The 15,202-nt window shown below is 73.5% G+C and carries 14 protein-coding genes; 10 read left to right on the top strand and 4 right to left on the bottom strand.

All coding sequences use genetic code 11. The features are described from left to right. Positions 1-120: 120 nt before the first annotated feature. From ACFQ7Q_RS01815 to ACFQ7Q_RS01800, 4 genes are all read left to right on the top strand, one after another. Positions 121-1,488, top strand: a complete 1,368-nt coding sequence (locus tag ACFQ7Q_RS01815; RefSeq protein WP_383548394.1) for an MFS transporter — start codon at positions 121-123, stop codon at positions 1,486-1,488. Positions 1,489-1,584: 96 nt separating this feature from the next. After that, entirely contained in the window at positions 1,585-2,064 is a 480-nt protein-coding gene (locus ACFQ7Q_RS01810) for a DUF2771 domain-containing protein (protein ID WP_383548391.1), read from the top strand. Between the two features lie 7 nt (positions 2,065-2,071). Further along, positions 2,072-2,848, top strand: coding sequence for a futalosine hydrolase (locus ACFQ7Q_RS01805; protein ID WP_383548388.1), 777 nt, complete (start codon positions 2,072-2,074; stop codon positions 2,846-2,848). Then, positions 2,845-3,729, top strand: coding sequence for a 1,4-dihydroxy-6-naphthoate synthase (locus ACFQ7Q_RS01800; RefSeq protein WP_383548386.1), 885 nt, complete (start codon positions 2,845-2,847; stop codon positions 3,727-3,729). Before ACFQ7Q_RS01805 ends, ACFQ7Q_RS01800 begins: the two co-directional genes overlap by 4 nt. A gap of 18 nt (positions 3,730-3,747) precedes the next feature. On the opposite strand, the gene ACFQ7Q_RS01795 is transcribed toward ACFQ7Q_RS01800, so the two are convergent. After that, entirely contained in the window at positions 3,748-4,131 is a 384-nt protein-coding gene (locus tag ACFQ7Q_RS01795) for a cold-shock protein (protein WP_308354918.1), read from the bottom strand. Positions 4,132-4,329: 198 nt separating this feature from the next. Here ACFQ7Q_RS01795 and ACFQ7Q_RS01790 point away from each other — a divergent pair, with 198 nt between their 5' ends. Beyond that, positions 4,330-4,599: a hypothetical protein gene (locus tag ACFQ7Q_RS01790; protein ID WP_383548380.1), complete on the top strand. Its 270-nt coding sequence runs from the start codon at positions 4,330-4,332 to the stop codon at positions 4,597-4,599. Here the strand turns inward: ACFQ7Q_RS01790 and ACFQ7Q_RS01785 are convergent. Continuing rightward, positions 4,596-5,225: an HAD family hydrolase gene (locus tag ACFQ7Q_RS01785; RefSeq protein WP_383548377.1), complete on the bottom strand. Its 630-nt coding sequence runs from the start codon at positions 5,223-5,225 to the stop codon at positions 4,596-4,598. The genes ACFQ7Q_RS01790 and ACFQ7Q_RS01785 overlap by 4 nt on opposite strands. A 104-nt stretch (positions 5,226-5,329) precedes the next feature. On the opposite strand from ACFQ7Q_RS01785, the gene ACFQ7Q_RS01780 reads away from it, so the two are divergent. The 3 genes from ACFQ7Q_RS01780 to ACFQ7Q_RS01770 are packed head-to-tail and all read left to right on the top strand — an operon-like array spanning position 5,330 to position 8,189. Next, positions 5,330-6,334 (top strand): FecCD family ABC transporter permease, encoded by a 1,005-nt coding sequence (locus ACFQ7Q_RS01780; protein ID WP_383548374.1) that lies wholly within the window; start codon positions 5,330-5,332, stop codon positions 6,332-6,334. Then, entirely contained in the window at positions 6,331-7,386 is a 1,056-nt protein-coding gene (locus tag ACFQ7Q_RS01775) for a FecCD family ABC transporter permease (RefSeq protein WP_383548372.1), read from the top strand. The genes ACFQ7Q_RS01780 and ACFQ7Q_RS01775 overlap by 4 nt, the downstream gene beginning before the upstream one ends. Further along, the gene (locus ACFQ7Q_RS01770; protein ID WP_383548370.1) at positions 7,383-8,189 is read left to right on the top strand and encodes an ABC transporter ATP-binding protein; all 807 of its coding nucleotides are present in this window, start codon (positions 7,383-7,385) and stop codon (positions 8,187-8,189) included. The genes ACFQ7Q_RS01775 and ACFQ7Q_RS01770 overlap by 4 nt, the downstream gene beginning before the upstream one ends. A 13-nt stretch (positions 8,190-8,202) precedes the next feature. Here ACFQ7Q_RS01770 and ACFQ7Q_RS01765 read toward each other — a convergent pair whose 3' ends face one another. Further along, positions 8,203-9,147: a hypothetical protein gene (locus ACFQ7Q_RS01765; RefSeq protein WP_383548368.1), complete on the bottom strand. Its 945-nt coding sequence runs from the start codon at positions 9,145-9,147 to the stop codon at positions 8,203-8,205. Between the two features lie 63 nt (positions 9,148-9,210). On the opposite strand from ACFQ7Q_RS01765, the gene ACFQ7Q_RS01760 reads away from it, so the two are divergent. Both ACFQ7Q_RS01760 and ACFQ7Q_RS01755 read left to right on the top strand, forming a co-directional pair. After that, the gene (locus tag ACFQ7Q_RS01760) at positions 9,211-11,907 is read left to right on the top strand and encodes a helicase-associated domain-containing protein (protein WP_383548366.1); all 2,697 of its coding nucleotides are present in this window, start codon (positions 9,211-9,213) and stop codon (positions 11,905-11,907) included. A gap of 153 nt (positions 11,908-12,060) precedes the next feature. After that, a complete protein-coding gene (locus ACFQ7Q_RS01755; protein WP_383548363.1) occupies positions 12,061-13,716 on the top strand; it encodes a DNA repair helicase XPB in 1,656 nt (551 codons plus the stop codon). Between the two features lie 77 nt (positions 13,717-13,793). Here the strand turns inward: ACFQ7Q_RS01755 and ACFQ7Q_RS01750 are convergent, their stop codons facing one another. Then, positions 13,794-15,131, bottom strand: coding sequence for a hypothetical protein (locus tag ACFQ7Q_RS01750; RefSeq protein ID WP_383548360.1), 1,338 nt, complete (start codon positions 15,129-15,131; stop codon positions 13,794-13,796). Between the last annotated feature and the right edge of the window lie 71 nt (positions 15,132-15,202).

Here is a 15,202-nt window from a genome sequence, read left to right as displayed (position 1 = left end):
ACCTGCCCGCCCCAAGTGGCCCGTATCGCGGACGCCCGGACCGCATCCGCGCAGGGTCGAGAAGGGCCGCCGCGCCGCGCCAACGGTTCGTATGGGACGGGCGTGGGGCACTATGACGGAGTGGCAGCCGCACGGTCGTCCGCAGGATCCCACGATCATGCCGGGCCGCTCAGCCGAGCGGGCCGGGCGGTCGGGCGCGCCCTTCACCTGCCGTTCACCGGCACGGCGAAGGGGATTCGAAAGGCGACACACGCGCACGGCGCGGGCGAGTCGGGCCTGGGAAAACTGATCGAGCTGCATGCCGTGAACGGCGCCGGCGACGTCATGATCACCATCGCGCTCGCCTCCACGGTCTTCTTCTCCGTACCGACCGAGGAGGCGCGCGGCCGGGTCGCGCTCTACCTGGCGATCACGATGCTCCCGTTCACGCTCCTCGCCCCCGTGATCGGCCCGCTCCTGGACCGCATCCCGCACGGCCGCCGCGCCGCGATGGCCGGGGCGATGCTGACCCGGGCGGTGCTGGCGATCACCATGTCGGCGGCGGTGTCCACGGGCGGCCTGGAGCTGTATCCGGCGGCGCTCGGCGTGCTGGTGGCGTCGAAGGCGTACGGGGTGGTGCGCAGCGCCGTCGTACCGCGTCTGCTGCCGCACGGCTTCTCGCTGGTCAAGGCGAACTCCCGGGTCACCCTCGCGGGCCTGCTGGCCACCGGCATCGCCGCGCCGATCGGGGCGGGGCTGCAGCAGATCGGGCCGGCATGGCCGTTGTACGGGGCGTGTGCGCTGTTCCTGCTGGGCGGGTACTGGGCGTTCCGGATGCCGCACAAGGTCGACTCGGCGAAGGGCGAGCGGCGGGCTCACCTGCTGACGCACGGGGAGAAGAAACCCAGCCTGCGGACGGTGGGGCCTTCGGTACTGCACGGGCTGCAGGCGAACGCGGCGCAGCGGATGCTGTCGGGGTTCCTGATCTTCTTCCTGGCGTTCCTGCTGCGCGAGCATCCGCTGCCGGGGCAGAGCGCGGCGGTGTCGCTGGCGATGGTGGCGGTGGCGGCGGGCGTCGGGAACGCCTGCGGGACGGCGGTGGGCTCGCTCCTGAAGGAGCGCGGCCACGCGCCGGAAGTGATCATCGCCACCATGATCATGACCGTCTGCGGGGCGGCGGTCCTGGCGGCGCTGTTCTTCAGCGGGGCGATGGTGGCGGTGCTGGGAGCGGTGGCGGGCCTGACGCAGGCGCTGTCGAAGCTGTCGCTGGACGCGCTGATCCAACGGGACGTGCCGGAGCTGGTCCGCACGTCGGCGTTCGCCCGCTCGGAGACGCTGCTGCAGATGGCGTGGGTGGTGGGTGGCGGGATCGGCATCTCGCTCCCCCTGAGCGGCCAGGTGGGCATGTGGGTGGCCGCGGCCATCCTGGGCCTGGGCGCGCTCCTGGCGGTCCGCGGCCTCCTGACGGCCGCGCGCGCCCCGGGCGGCAGGAAGGCCGAGGTGAAGTAGCGAGGGGCAGGCACGCCCCCCGCCGCGGCCCACCGAAAACGCGGCGCGCCGCACCCCCGCGTGGCGGAGTTCGGTACGCCCGATAGCCTTCGGGCCATGACCGTTGCGTTCTTCACCGGCTCGCGCCGCCGGGCCGCCGTCGCCCTCGGGGCCGTCTCCGCCGGGCTCCTCGTACTCTCCGCCTGCGACAAGCCGACTCCGCTCGCGACCCTGACGGTCGGGACCGAGTCGATCCACTCCGAGGCCGCCTGCTACAACGACGGCGACGCCATCAAGGAGTCGCAGATCCAGCAGTGCCTCAACAAGAAGGCCGAGAAGACCATCACGGTCTCCGCGGACGACAAGATCCGCTTCGGTGTCGACCCGTCGATCGCCGAGAACGGCTGGACGATCTTCCTCGGCGGCCAGAACGCCGAGCCGGAGCCGTACAAGAAGACGTACCGGACCATCCCGGCCAGCGCCTTCTTCTCCACCCAGACCGGCGAGGCCTCCGACTCCACGCAGGTCACCATCGTCGAGAACGACGGCAAGAAGCTGACCGGCATCTGGCACTTCCAGCTGAAGAAGGACGCCTGATCCTCCGGTGGCCCTCCGGATCCTGATCGTGACGGCCGTGGCGGCGGAGGCGGACTCCGTCGCCCGGGGCATCACGTTCGGCGGGCCGGGCTCGGGCGAGTACCCGCTGCCCGGCGGCTTCGTGCTGCGCCGCCGCGCGGGTACGGGGCCCGAGGGGCGAGCCCCGGTGGTCGACGTGCTCGTCGGCGGTGTCGGCCCCGCCTCGGTGGCCGCCGCGACCGCCACGGCCCTCGCGCACGCCGCCGCGCACGACCCCGCCGCCCCGCCCACGCCGCCCTACGACCTCGTGGTCTCGGCCGGCATCGCGGGCGGGTTCCAGCCGCTCGCTCCCCTCGGCTCCGTCGTCGTCTCCGACGCCATCGTCTCCGCCGACCTCGGCGCGCAGACCCCCGACGGCTATCTGACCGTCGAGGAGCTCGGCTTCGGGCGGTCCTCGCACGCCGTGGGCGCCACCCTCACCCGGCGGATCTCCGCCGCGCTCACCCAGGGCGCCCGGCCCCACACCGTCGCACCCGTGCTCACCGTCTCCACCGTCACCGGCACCGCCGAGCGCGCCGACGAGCTGGCACGGCGTCACCCGCGCGCCGCCGCCGAGGCGATGGAGGGGTTCGGCGTGGCCGAGGCCGCCGCCGCGTACGGCCTGCCCGTGGTCGAGATCCGCGCCGTCTCCAACGCCGTGGGCCCCCGCGACCGCGCCGCCTGGCGCATCGGCGAGGCCCTGGACTCACTGCGGCACACGTTCCAGCTGCTCAGCACCTCCGTCTTCGTGGAGCCCGCCCCATGACGCCCAAGCTCAAGATCGCGTACTCGCCCTGCCCGAACGACACCTTCGTCTTCGACGCCTGGGCCCACGGCCGCGTGCCCGGCGCCCCGCGCCTCGACGTGACGTTCGCCGACATCGACCTCACCAACGGCTGGGCCGAGCGCGACGACACCGCGTACGACGTCCTGAAGGTCTCGTACGCGGCGCTGCCGTGGATCCTCGACAGGTACGCGCTGCTGCCCTGCGGCGGCGCGCTGGGCCGCGGCTGCGGCCCCCTGGTGCTGACGCGGGAGCCGGGTGCCGGCGAGGGCGCCTCCCGGGCCGAAGGCTTCGAGGGACTCACCGGGAAGACGGTCGCGGTGCCGAGCGAGCGCTCGACCGCGTACCTCCTCTTCCGGCTCTGGGCCGCCGACGTCGTCCCGGGAGGCGTCGGGAACGTCGTCGTGATGCCGTTCCACGAGATCATGCCCGCCGTGCGCGACGGGAAGGTCGACGCGGGGCTCGTCATCCACGAGGCCCGGTTCACCTATCAGAACTACGGCCTGCACGCGCTGGCCGACATGGGCGCGCACTGGGAGGACACCACCGGCCTGCCGATCCCGCTGGGTGCGATCGTCGCCCGGCGCTCGCTCGGCCCGGACATGCTGCTGCGCCTCGCCGACGCGGCTCGTACGTCCGTACGGATGGCCTGGGACGACCCGGCCGCCTCACGCCCGTACGTGCTCGAGCACGCGCAGGAGATGGACCCCAAGGTCGCCGACCAGCACATCGGCCTCTACGTCAACGAGTTCACGGCCGACCTCGGAGAGGCCGGCTACGCCGCGGTCCGCGGGCTGCTCACGCGCGCCGCGGCCGAGGGGCTGGTACCGCCCCTCGGCCCGGACGCACTGGCGTTCCCGTAACGCGGTGGATCGGACGGGTCAGACGTCGAGCTGGTCCGCCACCGCCCGCAGCAGGCCGGCGATCTTGGCGCCCTGCGCCTTGTCGGGGTAGCGCCCCCGCTCGAGCATCGGAGTGATGTTCTCCAGGAGCGTCGTCAGGTCCTGCACGATGGACGCCAGTTCGTCGGGCTTACGGCGCTGCGCCGCGGCGACGGAGGGCGTCGGGTCGAGGACCGTCACCGACAGCGCCTGGTCGCCGCGCTGTCCCGCGACCACCCCGAACTCCACGCGCTGCCCCGGCTTGAGGGCGTCGACTCCGGCAGGGAGCACCGACGAGTGGACGAACACGTCGCCGCCGTCGTCCCGGGAGAGAAAGCCGAAGCCCTTCTCGCTGTTGAACCATTTGACCTTGCCGGTAGGCACGTCTGTCCTTGTCCTCGTACTCGATGGATGCGCCGGGATTCCGGCTCTGGGGACCAACTACAGCGGGCGCCCGACCCTCCCCCGAGCTCTCGCCTCCGCTCGAGCAGGGGGACCCCCGGGCACCAAGGCTAATGGGCTTCGGGCTGGTGACAAGACGTCGCCGGTTTGTTCCTCCGGCCTGGGAACTACCCTGGCCGAATGCGTAGTGAAACCCCTTCCGCCCCGTCGGACGACTCCCAGCCGGGTGACGGTCTCGTCCGGGCCGGTGCGATCGTCTTCATCGTCGGCGCGGTGGCCACGCTGGTCACGGTCGCCCCGCTGTTCCTGGGCACCGACCCGTTCCCGCCGGTCGCGTACGCCGTGTGCATGTTGATGGGCGTCGGATTCCTCGTCGCGGGCGCCGGTGTGCTGCGCTCGATCGCGGCGCAGCGTCGCCAGGCGAAGACGGCCGCGGCCGGCGGCAGCTAGCCGCAGTACGCCTCCCACCAGGCACGGAACTCTGTCAGGTCGGGCAGCACGACGTCCGCGCCGGCCGCCCGCAGCTCCGCCTCGTCGCACGGTCCGGTCGCCACGGCCACCGACACGGCGCCCGCGTGCGCGGCGCCGCGTACGTCTCCGGTGTGGTCGCCGACGTACACACCCGCGGAGTGCTCGCGCAGCGCCTCCGCCTTGCCCTCGGCCCACAGGCCGCCGATGACGGCGTCGGGGTCGATGCCGAGGTGGGTGAGGTGCAGCTTGGCGTGCGGCTCGTTCTTCGCGGTGACGACGATCGCCCGGCCGCCCGCCTCACGAACGGCTTGAATCGCATCCCGCGCGCCGGCCATCGCGAGCGACGGCTCGATCGCATGCGCCGGGTAGAGCGCGCGGTACTGGGCGACCCGCTCCTCGATCTCCGCCTCCGGGAACCAGTGCGCCAGCTCGTGCTCCAGCGGCGGTCCGAGCCGGGAGACGGCCAGGTCGGCGTCGATCGGGACGCCGACCTGGGCGGAGAAGGCCTCGTAGGTGGCCTTGATGCCGGGGCGCGAGTCGATCAGCGTCATGTCCAGGTCGAAGCCGACGGTCAGCGGAGGTCGCGAGAGAGTCATGGGTGACATTGTGCCCGGGTGTTCGAATCGGGCCGCTGCTTAGACTGAGCCAAGCCTTACCGAAGTCGCCTCGCCGACGTCGACGTGACACCCGCACCTCCCGATGGGCCTCGATGACAGCCGCATTCCGTTCCAGACGCGTCCTCGCCACCGTCGCCGCCGTCATCGCCCTCCTCCTCGCGGTCCTGCTGAGCCTCGCCGTGGGCGCCCGGGCCATCGCCCCGTCCACGGTCCTCGACGCGCTGCTGCACGGCGGGACGAGCGACGACGCCGAGGTCGTACGGCAGATGCGGGTGCCCAGGACCGTGATCGGGCTGATGGTCGGCGCCGCGCTGGCCCTGGCCGGTACCGCGCTGCAGGGCATCACCCGCAACCCGATCGCCGACCCCGGCATCCTCGGCATCAGCCAGGGCGCCTCGGTGGGCGTGGTCTTCGCGATCGCCTTCGCCGGGGTGCACACGCTGACGGGGTACGTGTGGTTCGCCTTCGCGGGCGCGGCCCTCGCCTCGGTCGCGGTGTACGCCATCGCCTCCAGCGGGCGCGGCGGGGCGACTCCCGTGAAGCTGGCGCTCGGCGGCGCCGCGATCAACGCGCTGCTGCTGTCCGTGACGACCGGCATCCTGACGACCAGGGCGTCGGCGCTGGACGAGTTCCGGTTCTGGCAGATCGGTTCGCTGGACGGCCGGGACGCCGAGGTCGTCGGGCAGATCTGGCCGTTCCTGCTGGTCGGCGCGGTGCTCGTGGTCTCGGTGGCCCGCGGCCTGGACGCGCTGGCGCTGGGCGAGGACGTGGCGAAGGGGCTCGGCCAGCGAGTCGCGACGGTACGGATCGTGGGCGGCGTCGGGGCGACCGTGCTGACCGGCGCGGGGGTGGCGGCGGCCGGCCCGATCGCGTTCGTCGGTCTCGCGGTCCCGCACATCGCCCGCGCGATCGTGGGCAGCGACCACCGCTGGGTGCTGCCGATGGCGGCGCTCGTGGGGCCGGTGATGCTGCTGGTGTCGGACGTGATCGGGCGCGTGCTCTTCCCGCCGGGCGAGGTCCCGGCGGGTGTGATGACGGCGCTCATCGGGGTGCCGTTCCTGGTGACCCTGGTGCGGCGGAAGGCGGTGCCGGCATGACGACGACGTCCGTGCGTCCCGCGGGGTACGGGGTCGTGCGCGCCGGGGGCGGATCGTTCCTGCTCCACCGGCGCTCCGCGCTCGTGGCCCTGAGCCTGGTGACGCTCCTCGCGGCGGTCTGTGTCGCGTACCTCTGCGTCGGCGAGAAGTTCGTGGCACCGGCCGAGGTCCTCAAGGTGGTCTTCGGGCAGGAGTCCCGGTCCACGTTCGTGGTCGAGGAGCTGCGGATGCCGCGGCTCGCGGTCGGGCTGATGGTCGGCGCCGCGTTCGGGATCGCGGGCGCCCTCATCCAGACCGTCGCCCGCAACCCGCTCGCCAGCCCCGACATCATCGGCATCAGCCAGGGTGCGGGGGCGCTGACGGTCGGCGCGATGACCTTCGGCCTGACCTCGTACACCGTCCTGCCGTACCTCTCGATCGTCGGCGGCATCGCGGCCGCGGCGCTCGTGTACGTCTTCGCCTGGCGCGGCGGGCTGCATGCGACGCGGTTCGTGCTCATCGGGATCGGGTTCGCGATCGCGCTGCGCTCGCTGATCACCCTGTTCATGACCAAGGGCGACTACCTGGTCGCCCAGCAGGCCCAGATCTGGATGACCGGGTCGCTCAACGGGCGCGGCTGGGACGAGGCGGCCCCGATCCGCTGGACGCTGCTCGCGCTGCTGCCGGCGATCCTCTGGGCGGCGCGGGCGCAGCGCACGGTGTCGCTGGACGACGACACGGCGACGGCGCTGGGGGTCTCGCTCGGACGGGTCCGGCTGGGGCTCGTGTTCGTCGGCGTCGTGCTCGCGTCGGTGGCCACGGGGGTGGCCGGTCCGGTCGACTTCGTGGCGCTGCTGGCACCGCAGATCGCCCGGCGGATGACGCGTACGGCGCAGGTCCCGCTGTTGTCCTCGGCGCTGATGGGCGCGTTCGTCGTGGTGCTCGCCGATCTGCTGGGGCGGCGGCTCTTCTCGCCGACCGAGCTGCCGGTGGGCGTCCTGACGGCGGCGGTCGGCGCCCCGTATCTGATCTGGCTCATCGTCCGGAGCCGAAGCGTGGGAGGAAAGTCGTGAGTCGGCTGACCGCGCGCGAGCTGACGCTCGCGTACGAGGACCGTACGGTCGTGAAGGACCTGGACCTCGCCGTCCCGGACGGCAAGGTGACCGTGATCGTCGGCCCGAACGCGTGCGGGAAGTCGACGACGCTGCGGGCGCTGGGGCGGCTGCTCAAGCCCGCGGGCGGCGCGGTGCTGCTCGACGGTGAGTCGCTGGCGAAGCTGCCGACGAAGCGGATCGCGCAGTCGATCGGCCTGCTGCCGCAGACCCCTGTCGCACCGGAGGCGATCACGGTGGCGGACCTGGTGTCGCGGGGGCGTCAGCCGCACCAGGCGTGGTGGAAGCAGTGGTCGGAGGCGGACGAGCGGGCGGTCGTCGAGGCCATGGCCTCGACGGACGTGGCCGAGCTGGCCGAGCGGTCGGTGGACGAGCTGTCGGGCGGTCAGCGGCAGCGGGTCTGGATCGCGATGGCGCTGGCACAGGAGACGGACCTGCTGCTGCTGGACGAGCCGACGACGTATCTGGACATCGCCCACCAGGTGGAGGTCCTGGACCTGGTCCGCCGCCTGAACGTGGCGCGGGGCCGGACGGTCGTCGTGGTCCTCCACGACCTGAACCAGGCGGCGCGGTACGCGGACCACCTGGTCGCGATGAAGGCGGGCCGCGTGGTGGCGGAGGGCGCACCGGCCGACGTGGTGACGGCGGACCTGGTCCACGACGTCTTCGGCCTGCAATCGGTCGTCGTCCCGGACCCGGTGACGGGGTCTCCACTGGTGGTCCCGGGGGCGCCGTGGGGCGCGGTGCCGGCGCCCAGGGGGTGACGCAGGCGACGGGTCAGCCCTGGTGGCGCCGCGAGCGCCACAGTAGGAACAGGGCCGAGGCTATGGCCGCGCTCTTCAGGGTCCAGGGCCATGTCTCCGAGATCGCCGCGCCCATCGCCTCGCCTCCGCGGGCGACCGGGGCGCCCCAGCGGCCCTCCACCCGGCCCCAGAGCCAGACCGCGCCCGCCGTGGCCGCCAGGGCCGGGAGGATGATGACGGCCCATCGGATCTCGGCGCGGGAGAGGCGGCGGGAGGCGTAGGCCAGGAGCCAGCCCAGCGCCAGGGGGATCAGGGAGCCGAAGACGGCCCCGCCGATCAGGAGGAGGGCGGCCAGGAGCAGGAGAGGGCTGCCCAGGCGGAGGCGGCGAACCCGTACGACCTCTTCGGTACCCTCCTCCGCCTCCTCCGCCTCCACCGGCGCGCGGCGCAGCACGCGGCGCCAACCGCGCCTCGGCTGCTCCGGCTCCTCCGGCTCCTCCTCGTCCTCCACCGGCGGCTTCAGCAGCTCCGGGATCTCCACCCCGCCCCTGAACCCCGGCACCAGGTCGTCCCCCGGCCGCGGCTCCGGTGTGTCGTCGTCCAGGCGCCACCAATCCGGTTCGGTGTCGGCCGTCCCGACCTCGTCCATGCCCGCCAGATGGGGAGGGGCCGCGCCCGGTACCGGCTTCGGCGCCTCGCTCCTCTTCCGCGGCCGGCCGTCCTGCTGCTCCGGCAGCTTCGGTGCCGACGCGTTCCCCGCCGCCCCGTCCACCACCTCGTCCGGCGTGCCCAGCTCCTGGAGGATGCCGCGGATCGCGGTCGGACTCTCCTGGCCGAACGTGGCGCGCCGACGGTCGATCTCGCTCCGCAGCGACGACACGAGCCGCATCCTCGCGCTCGACGGAAGCTGCCGCTGCTGCGCCAGATCGCCGACCCGGCTCAGATAGTCGAAGACCAACTGGTCGCTCTCGATCCCCACAGTGCCCCTCCACAGCCGGTACGCCCCGACGTTAGCGCCCGCGCAGGGGCTAACGTGGGGCGGATGGGGATCGGTGAGCTCGATCGGGAGGCGCACGTGCCCGGAGGAACTGGCGCCGCCGCAGCGCCGCGCACGCTTGCGGAGGCGCTGCGCGCGCGGGGCGACGAGGGGCTCGCCGCGTTGCTGCGGGCGCGCCCGGATCTGCTCTCCCCCGTACCGAACGATCTGACCCAGCTCGCCACCCGGGCCGGCACCCGCGGTTCCGTCGTCCGCGCGCTCGAACGGCTCGACCGGTTCACGCTCCAGACCGCAGAGGCGCTGGCGGTGGCCCCGGACCCCGCCCCGTACCCCGTACTCCTCGCCCTGCTCTCCGGGGACGACGGCGACCCGGACATCGAGGCGGCGCTGCCGCGCGCGGTGGCGGCGCTGCGCGAACAGGCCCTGGTCTGGGGTGACGACGACCGGCTGCGGCTGGTTCGGACCGCGCGTGAGCTGCTCGCGCCCTCCCCGCAGCACCCGTCCCCGACCGGTCTCGGCCCGACCGTCTCCGAGGCCACGGCCGGGATGTCGCCGGGCCGGATCCAGGAGATCATCGCGGCGGCCGGGCTGCCCGCGACGCACGACCCGGTCTCCGCGGTGGCCGCGCTGACGGAGCTGTTCACCGACCGGGACCGGATGGGCGCGCTGCTCGACACGGCGCCGCCCGACGCGCTGGCGGTCCTCGACCGGCTGGTGTGGGGTCCGCCGTACGGAGAGGTGACGGCGAACCCGGCCCCGCCGGTGCGCTGGCTGCGCGACCGCGGTCTGCTGCTGCCCGCCTCGACGCGGACGGTGGTGCTGCCGCGCGAGGCGGCGCTGCATCTGCGGGGCGGGCGGGCCCACCGCGCGCCGGAGCCGCACGCACCGGAGCTGTCCGTGCTGCGCGAATACCGTCCCCAGGTTGTGGACAGCGCGGCGGCCGGCCAGGCGTACACGGCGCTCGCGACGGTCGAGGAGCTGCTGAAGGGCTGGGACCAGGGCGGTCCCGCCGTTCTGCGCTCGGGCGGTCTTTCGGTACGGGACCTCAAGCGGACGGCCGGGGCGCTGGACGTGCCGGAGCCGGTCGCGGCGTTCTGGCTGGAGCTCTGTTACGGGGCGGGGCTGCTCGCCTCGGACGGCGAGGCGGACGAGCGGTACGCGCCGACGCCCGCGTACGACGACTGGCTCGACCTGCCGGCGGCCGAGCGCTGGGCCGGGCTCGTCACGGCCTGGCTGATGGGGACGCGCGCCTCCGGCCTGGTCGGCGGCCAGGACGCGAAGGGCCGTGCGCTTTCCACGCTGGGCCCGGACCTCGACCGGGGCGCGGCGCCGGAGGTCCGGCGGCGGGTCCTGACCCTGCAGGCCACGCTCCCGCCGGGCTCGGCGGCGGACCCGGAGGCGCTGCTGGCACGGCTGCGGTGGGAACGACCGCTGCGGGGCGCGGGCCGTACCGGTTCTCCCGGGGAGGCGGAGGCGGGGCGGGGCGTGAGCAGCGGCTCCGGCACCGCGTACGGCACGGGCACGTCCGCCGCGTACTCCACGGGCACCGGCGCCGCACACGGTACGGGCGCCTCCGGCGGCCGCAGCGCCGCCATGGGCGCCCCGTCCGGGCCCGGCTCCCACGCCCCCGCCGACCTCCGCTCGCGGATCGCCCTGTGGACGCTCTCCGAGGCCGAGATGCTCGGGATCACCGGCCGCGGGGCCCTCGCCTCCCCCGCCCGGGCGCTGCTGAACCTGCCTCTCGCCGAGGCCGCGGCCGAGCCCGTGGCCGTCCACGGCGTCGAGCTGTCCCTCGCCGCCTCCCGGGCCGCGACCCTGCTCGCCCCGCTGCTCCCCGAGCCCGTCGACCACGTCCTCCTCCAGGCCGACCTCACCGCGGTCGCCCCCGGGCCGCTCCAGCGGCCGCTCGCCCACATGCTCTCGGTGCTCGCGGACGTGGAATCGAAGGGTGGCGCGACGGTCTACCGGTTCACGCCCGGCTCGGTGCGCCGCGCGCTGGACGCCGGACGCACCGCCTCCGACCTGCACGACTTCCTGACGGCGCACTCCCGTACGCCGGTTCCGCAGCCCCTCGCGTATCTCATCGACGACGTGGCGCGGAAACACGGCCACCTGCGGATCGGCGCCGCCTCCGCCTACGTACGCTGCGACGACGACGCGCTCCTCGGCGAGATCCTGGCCGACAAGCGCTCGGCGTCGCTGCGGCTGCGCCGCCTCGCGCCGACCGTGCTCGCCTCGCAGACGGACCCGGCGGCGCTGCTCGACGGCCTGCGGTCGATGGGGTTCGCCCCGGCCGCCGAGTCCGCGGAGGGCGACGTCCTGATCACCCGCGCCGACGCCTACCGCACGGGCGCCCGTACCGCTCCCGTCCCCGTCCCGGACGGCCCGCCCGCACCGGACGCGACCCTGCTCGGCGCGGCGGTCCGCGCGATCCGGGCCGGAGACCTCGCCTCGACGGCCGTCCGCAAGGAGCGCCCCGAGGGCGCCCCGGCCGTGGCCGGCGAACTCCCCCGGACCTCCCCGGCCGAGACCCTGGCCACGGTCCAGGCCGCCGCGATGACCGGTTCCGCCGTCTGGATCGGCTACGTGAACGCGGAGGGCGCGGCGAGCCAGCGCGTCATCGCCCCGGTCCGGGTGGAGGGCGGCTTCGTGACGGGCTACGACCACACGGCGGACGAGGTCCGCACGTATCCCCTGCACCGCATCACGGGCGTCGCCGAGCTGGCGGACGACCAGGTCTGACCGCCTCGGGGCGCCATCGGGCCGCCCCGGGGGCGCTGTCCCCGGGATCGCCCGCCGACGCATCCCGGCGCCGGTGGCCGCGCCTCAGGCACACTGGATGTTTGGCCGCTGCGGAATCCCCGGCGCGGTACGGCGGGAAGGACCTGATCAGGCGTGAACGGACCACTCATCGTCCAGAGCGACAAGACGCTGCTTCTGGAAGTCGACCACGAGCAGGCCGAGGCCTGCCGTCGTGCCATCGCGCCCTTCGCCGAGCTGGAGCGGGCGCCCGAGCACATCCACACGTACCGCGTGACGCCGCTCGGCCTGTGGAACGCCCGCGCGGCCGGGCACGACGCCGAGCAGGTCGTCGACGCGCTGGTCGAGTTCTCCCGCTACCCCGTGCCGCACGCGCTCCTCGTGGACGTCGCCGAGACCATGGCCCGCTACGGCCGGCTGACGCTCTCCAAGCACCCCACCCACGGCCTCGTCCTCACCACCACCGACCGGCCCGTCCTGGAGGAGATCCTCCGCTCCAAGAAGGTCCAGCCGCTGGTCGGCAACCGGATCGACCCGGACACCGTCGCCGTGCACCCCTCCGAGCGCGGGCAGATCAAGCAGACGCTCCTGAAGCTGGGCTGGCCGGCCGAGGACCTCGCCGGTTACGTCGACGGCGAGGCGCACCCCATCGACCTCGCCGAGGACGGCTGGGCGCTTCGCCCGTACCAGAAGCAGGCCGTCGAGGGCTTCTGGCACGGCGGCTCCGGGGTCGTCGTGCTGCCCTGTGGCGCGGGAAAGACGCTGGTCGGAGCCGGTGCGATGGCGCAGGCGAAGGCCACCACGCTGATCCTGGTGACGAACACCGTCTCGGCCCGGCAGTGGAAGCACGAGCTGGTGAAGCGGACCTCGCTGACCGAGGACGAGATCGGTGAGTACTCCGGTACGAAGAAGGAGATCCGGCCGGTCACCATCGCCACGTACCAGGTCCTGACGACCAAGCGGAAGGGCATCTACCCGCACCTGGAGCTCTTCGACTCCCGCGACTGGGGCCTGATCGTCTACGACGAGGTGCACCTGCTGCCGGCGCCGGTCTTCAAGTTCACCGCCGACCTCCAGGCCCGGCGCAGGCTCGGGCTCACGGCGACCCTGGTCCGGGAGGACGGGCGCGAGTCGGACGTGTTCTCGCTGATCGGCCCGAAGCGGTTCGACGCTCCGTGGAAGGAGATCGAGGCGCAGGGGTACATCGCGCCCGCCGACTGCGTCGAGGTCCGGGTCAACCTCACGGACTCCGAGCGGCTCGCGTACGCGACGGCGGAGCCGGAGGAGAAGTACCGCTTCTGCGCCACGACGGCGACGAAGCGGAAGGTGACGGAGGCCCTGGTGAAGAAGTTCGCCGGGCAGCAGATCCTCGTCATCGGCCAGTACATCGACCAGCTCGACGAGCTCGGCGAACATCTGAACGCGCCGGTCATCAAGGGCGAGACGTCGAACGCGCAGCGCGAGAAGCTCTTCGACGCGTTCCGTGAGGGCGAGATCAGCGTGCTGGTCGTCTCGAAGGTCGCGAACTTCTCGATCGACCTGCCCGAGGCGACGGTCGCCATCCAGGTCTCGGGCACGTTCGGCTCGCGCCAGGAGGAGGCGCAGCGCCTCGGCCGGGTGCTGCGGCCGAAGGCCGACGGCCACCAGGCGCACTTCTACTCGGTGGTCGCGCGGGACACCATCGACCAGGACTTCGCGGCGCACCGCCAGCGGTTCCTGGCCGAGCAGGGGTACGCGTACCGGATCATCGACGCCGACGAGCTGATGGCGGGCGAGGCTCCGCCGGCGTAACCGGGCCGTCCGAACGCCCTGGGGCCCCGTCCGATACGGACGGGGCCCCAGAGGTGTGCCGTCGGGCCGGTGCGCCGTCAGGCGGCCGGGTTCAGGACCAGCTTCGCGTCGTTGTTCGCGACGTTCGGGTCGAACGCGAAGGGCGCGTCGCCGTACGGGGGCTTCAGCGTCACCGCGCCCTTGGCGCCACGGACGACGGTGTCGATCCGCAGCTCGAAGGGGAACGTCACGGTCTGCTTCTCGGCCACCCACATCGGGAGCTGGCACAGGTACCGCGGAGCACCGGTGCGGACCTCGTTCTCCCACCAGCCGCCGTCCAGGGTACGGGGCTCGCAGTTCTCCGGGACGGTCGTGACGGTGGCGCCCGCGGGGACGGTCAGGTCGACGGCGGCGACGGGGTCGCCGGAGCCGAGGTTGGCGACCCAGGCAGGGCCCCGGTTGCGGAACGTCAGCTCGGCCTTCACGGTCTCACCGGCGGCGCCGCTCACCCGAGCGCCGCGGACCGCGAAGTCCGCCGTGTTCCTGACGCCTATCGAGGCGACGGCGCCGTTGCTCTCCGGCGACACGTCCTCGACGCCGCCGCGGGTCGCCACGCCGATGTCGATGCGCTCGCCGAGCGCGTAGGGGGCCACCTTCGCCCGCAGCGGCGACGGCAGCGTGAAGGAACCGCCCGGCTCGACGACGTCGTCGAAGGCGCAGTCCACCTGGGTGAACGGCTTGATCGCGCCCTCGCCCAGCGGCGTGCTGGTGCACTGCGGCGCGACGGTGCCGATGTCGAGCCCGCGCGTGACGTAGAAGGTGACCTGGACGCCGTTCGCGGGTTCGTTGCCGTTGTTGACGACGGAGAACGGCACGGGCACGGTGCTGAGCGGCTTCACGCCGGTCACGGGCGCGGGCTGGTTCAGGACGAGGTCGGGACCGGAGACGACCCGGATGTCGGTCGAGCTCTCGGGCCCGCCGAGAGCGCCGCCCGCGTCCGTCGTGGCCGTCGCCTGGTAGGTGATCCGGCCGGTGACACCGGCTTCCGCCCCGGAAGCGGCACGGATCTTCAGCTCCACCGTCCCACCGGTCAGCGGCACCTCGGGGAAGGAGCAGACGGCGGTGGCGCCGGCCGGCGCGCAGTTCTCGGGCCAGGTGATCTCGGCGATGCCGGTCAGCGCGGAGGCGTCGACGGTGAGGCGGCCGTCGGTCACGCGGTGGTCGGCGTTGTCGTGGTACAGGCCGAGGGCGACGGTGGCGGCAGGGCCCTGCCCGCCGTCGAGGCCCTTGGGCAGCGCGAGTTCGTACGGTGCCGCGATCCACAGCGTGTCGCTGTCGGCGAGGGCCGGGGTGGCGGCCATCCCGACCGTGACCAGACCCGCTGCGGTGACGGCCGCGCCGAGCCGGGCGAAGCGGCCGGCGGAAGGCATTCTCATGATCTCCTCTGTTCCTCTGTGCTCCGTGGGGAGACGGCGGTGCGAAGAGGAGACCGACGGGGGCGGGTGAA

The sequence above is a fragment of the Streptomyces sp. NPDC056527 genome (assembly GCF_042794475.1).
Taxonomy (GTDB): Bacteria; Actinomycetota; Actinomycetes; order Streptomycetales; family Streptomycetaceae; genus Streptomyces.
Note: the sequence above shows the minus strand (reverse complement) of the source record. Positions and strands in the feature narration are given on the sequence as shown.

Bases quoted from the DNA above. Each gene is read 5' to 3' on its own strand.
- ACFQ7Q_RS01800 (WP_383548386.1), top strand. From the start codon at position 2,845: ATGACGCCCAAGCTCAAGATCGCGTACTCGCCCTGCCCGAACGACACC.
- ACFQ7Q_RS01750 (WP_383548360.1), bottom strand. From the start codon at position 15,131: ATGAGAATGCCTTCCGCCGGCCGCTTCGCCCGGCTCGGCGCGGCCGTC.
- ACFQ7Q_RS01790 (WP_383548380.1), top strand. From the start codon at position 4,330: ATGCGTAGTGAAACCCCTTCCGCCCCGTCGGACGACTCCCAGCCGGGT.
- ACFQ7Q_RS01780 (WP_383548374.1), top strand. From the start codon at position 5,330: ATGACAGCCGCATTCCGTTCCAGACGCGTCCTCGCCACCGTCGCCGCC.
- ACFQ7Q_RS01810 (WP_383548391.1), top strand. From the start codon at position 1,585: ATGACCGTTGCGTTCTTCACCGGCTCGCGCCGCCGGGCCGCCGTCGCC.
- ACFQ7Q_RS01785 (WP_383548377.1), bottom strand. From the start codon at position 5,225: ATGTCACCCATGACTCTCTCGCGACCTCCGCTGACCGTCGGCTTCGAC.
- ACFQ7Q_RS01775 (WP_383548372.1), top strand. From the start codon at position 6,331: ATGACGACGACGTCCGTGCGTCCCGCGGGGTACGGGGTCGTGCGCGCC.
- ACFQ7Q_RS01760 (WP_383548366.1), top strand. From the start codon at position 9,211: ATGGGGATCGGTGAGCTCGATCGGGAGGCGCACGTGCCCGGAGGAACT.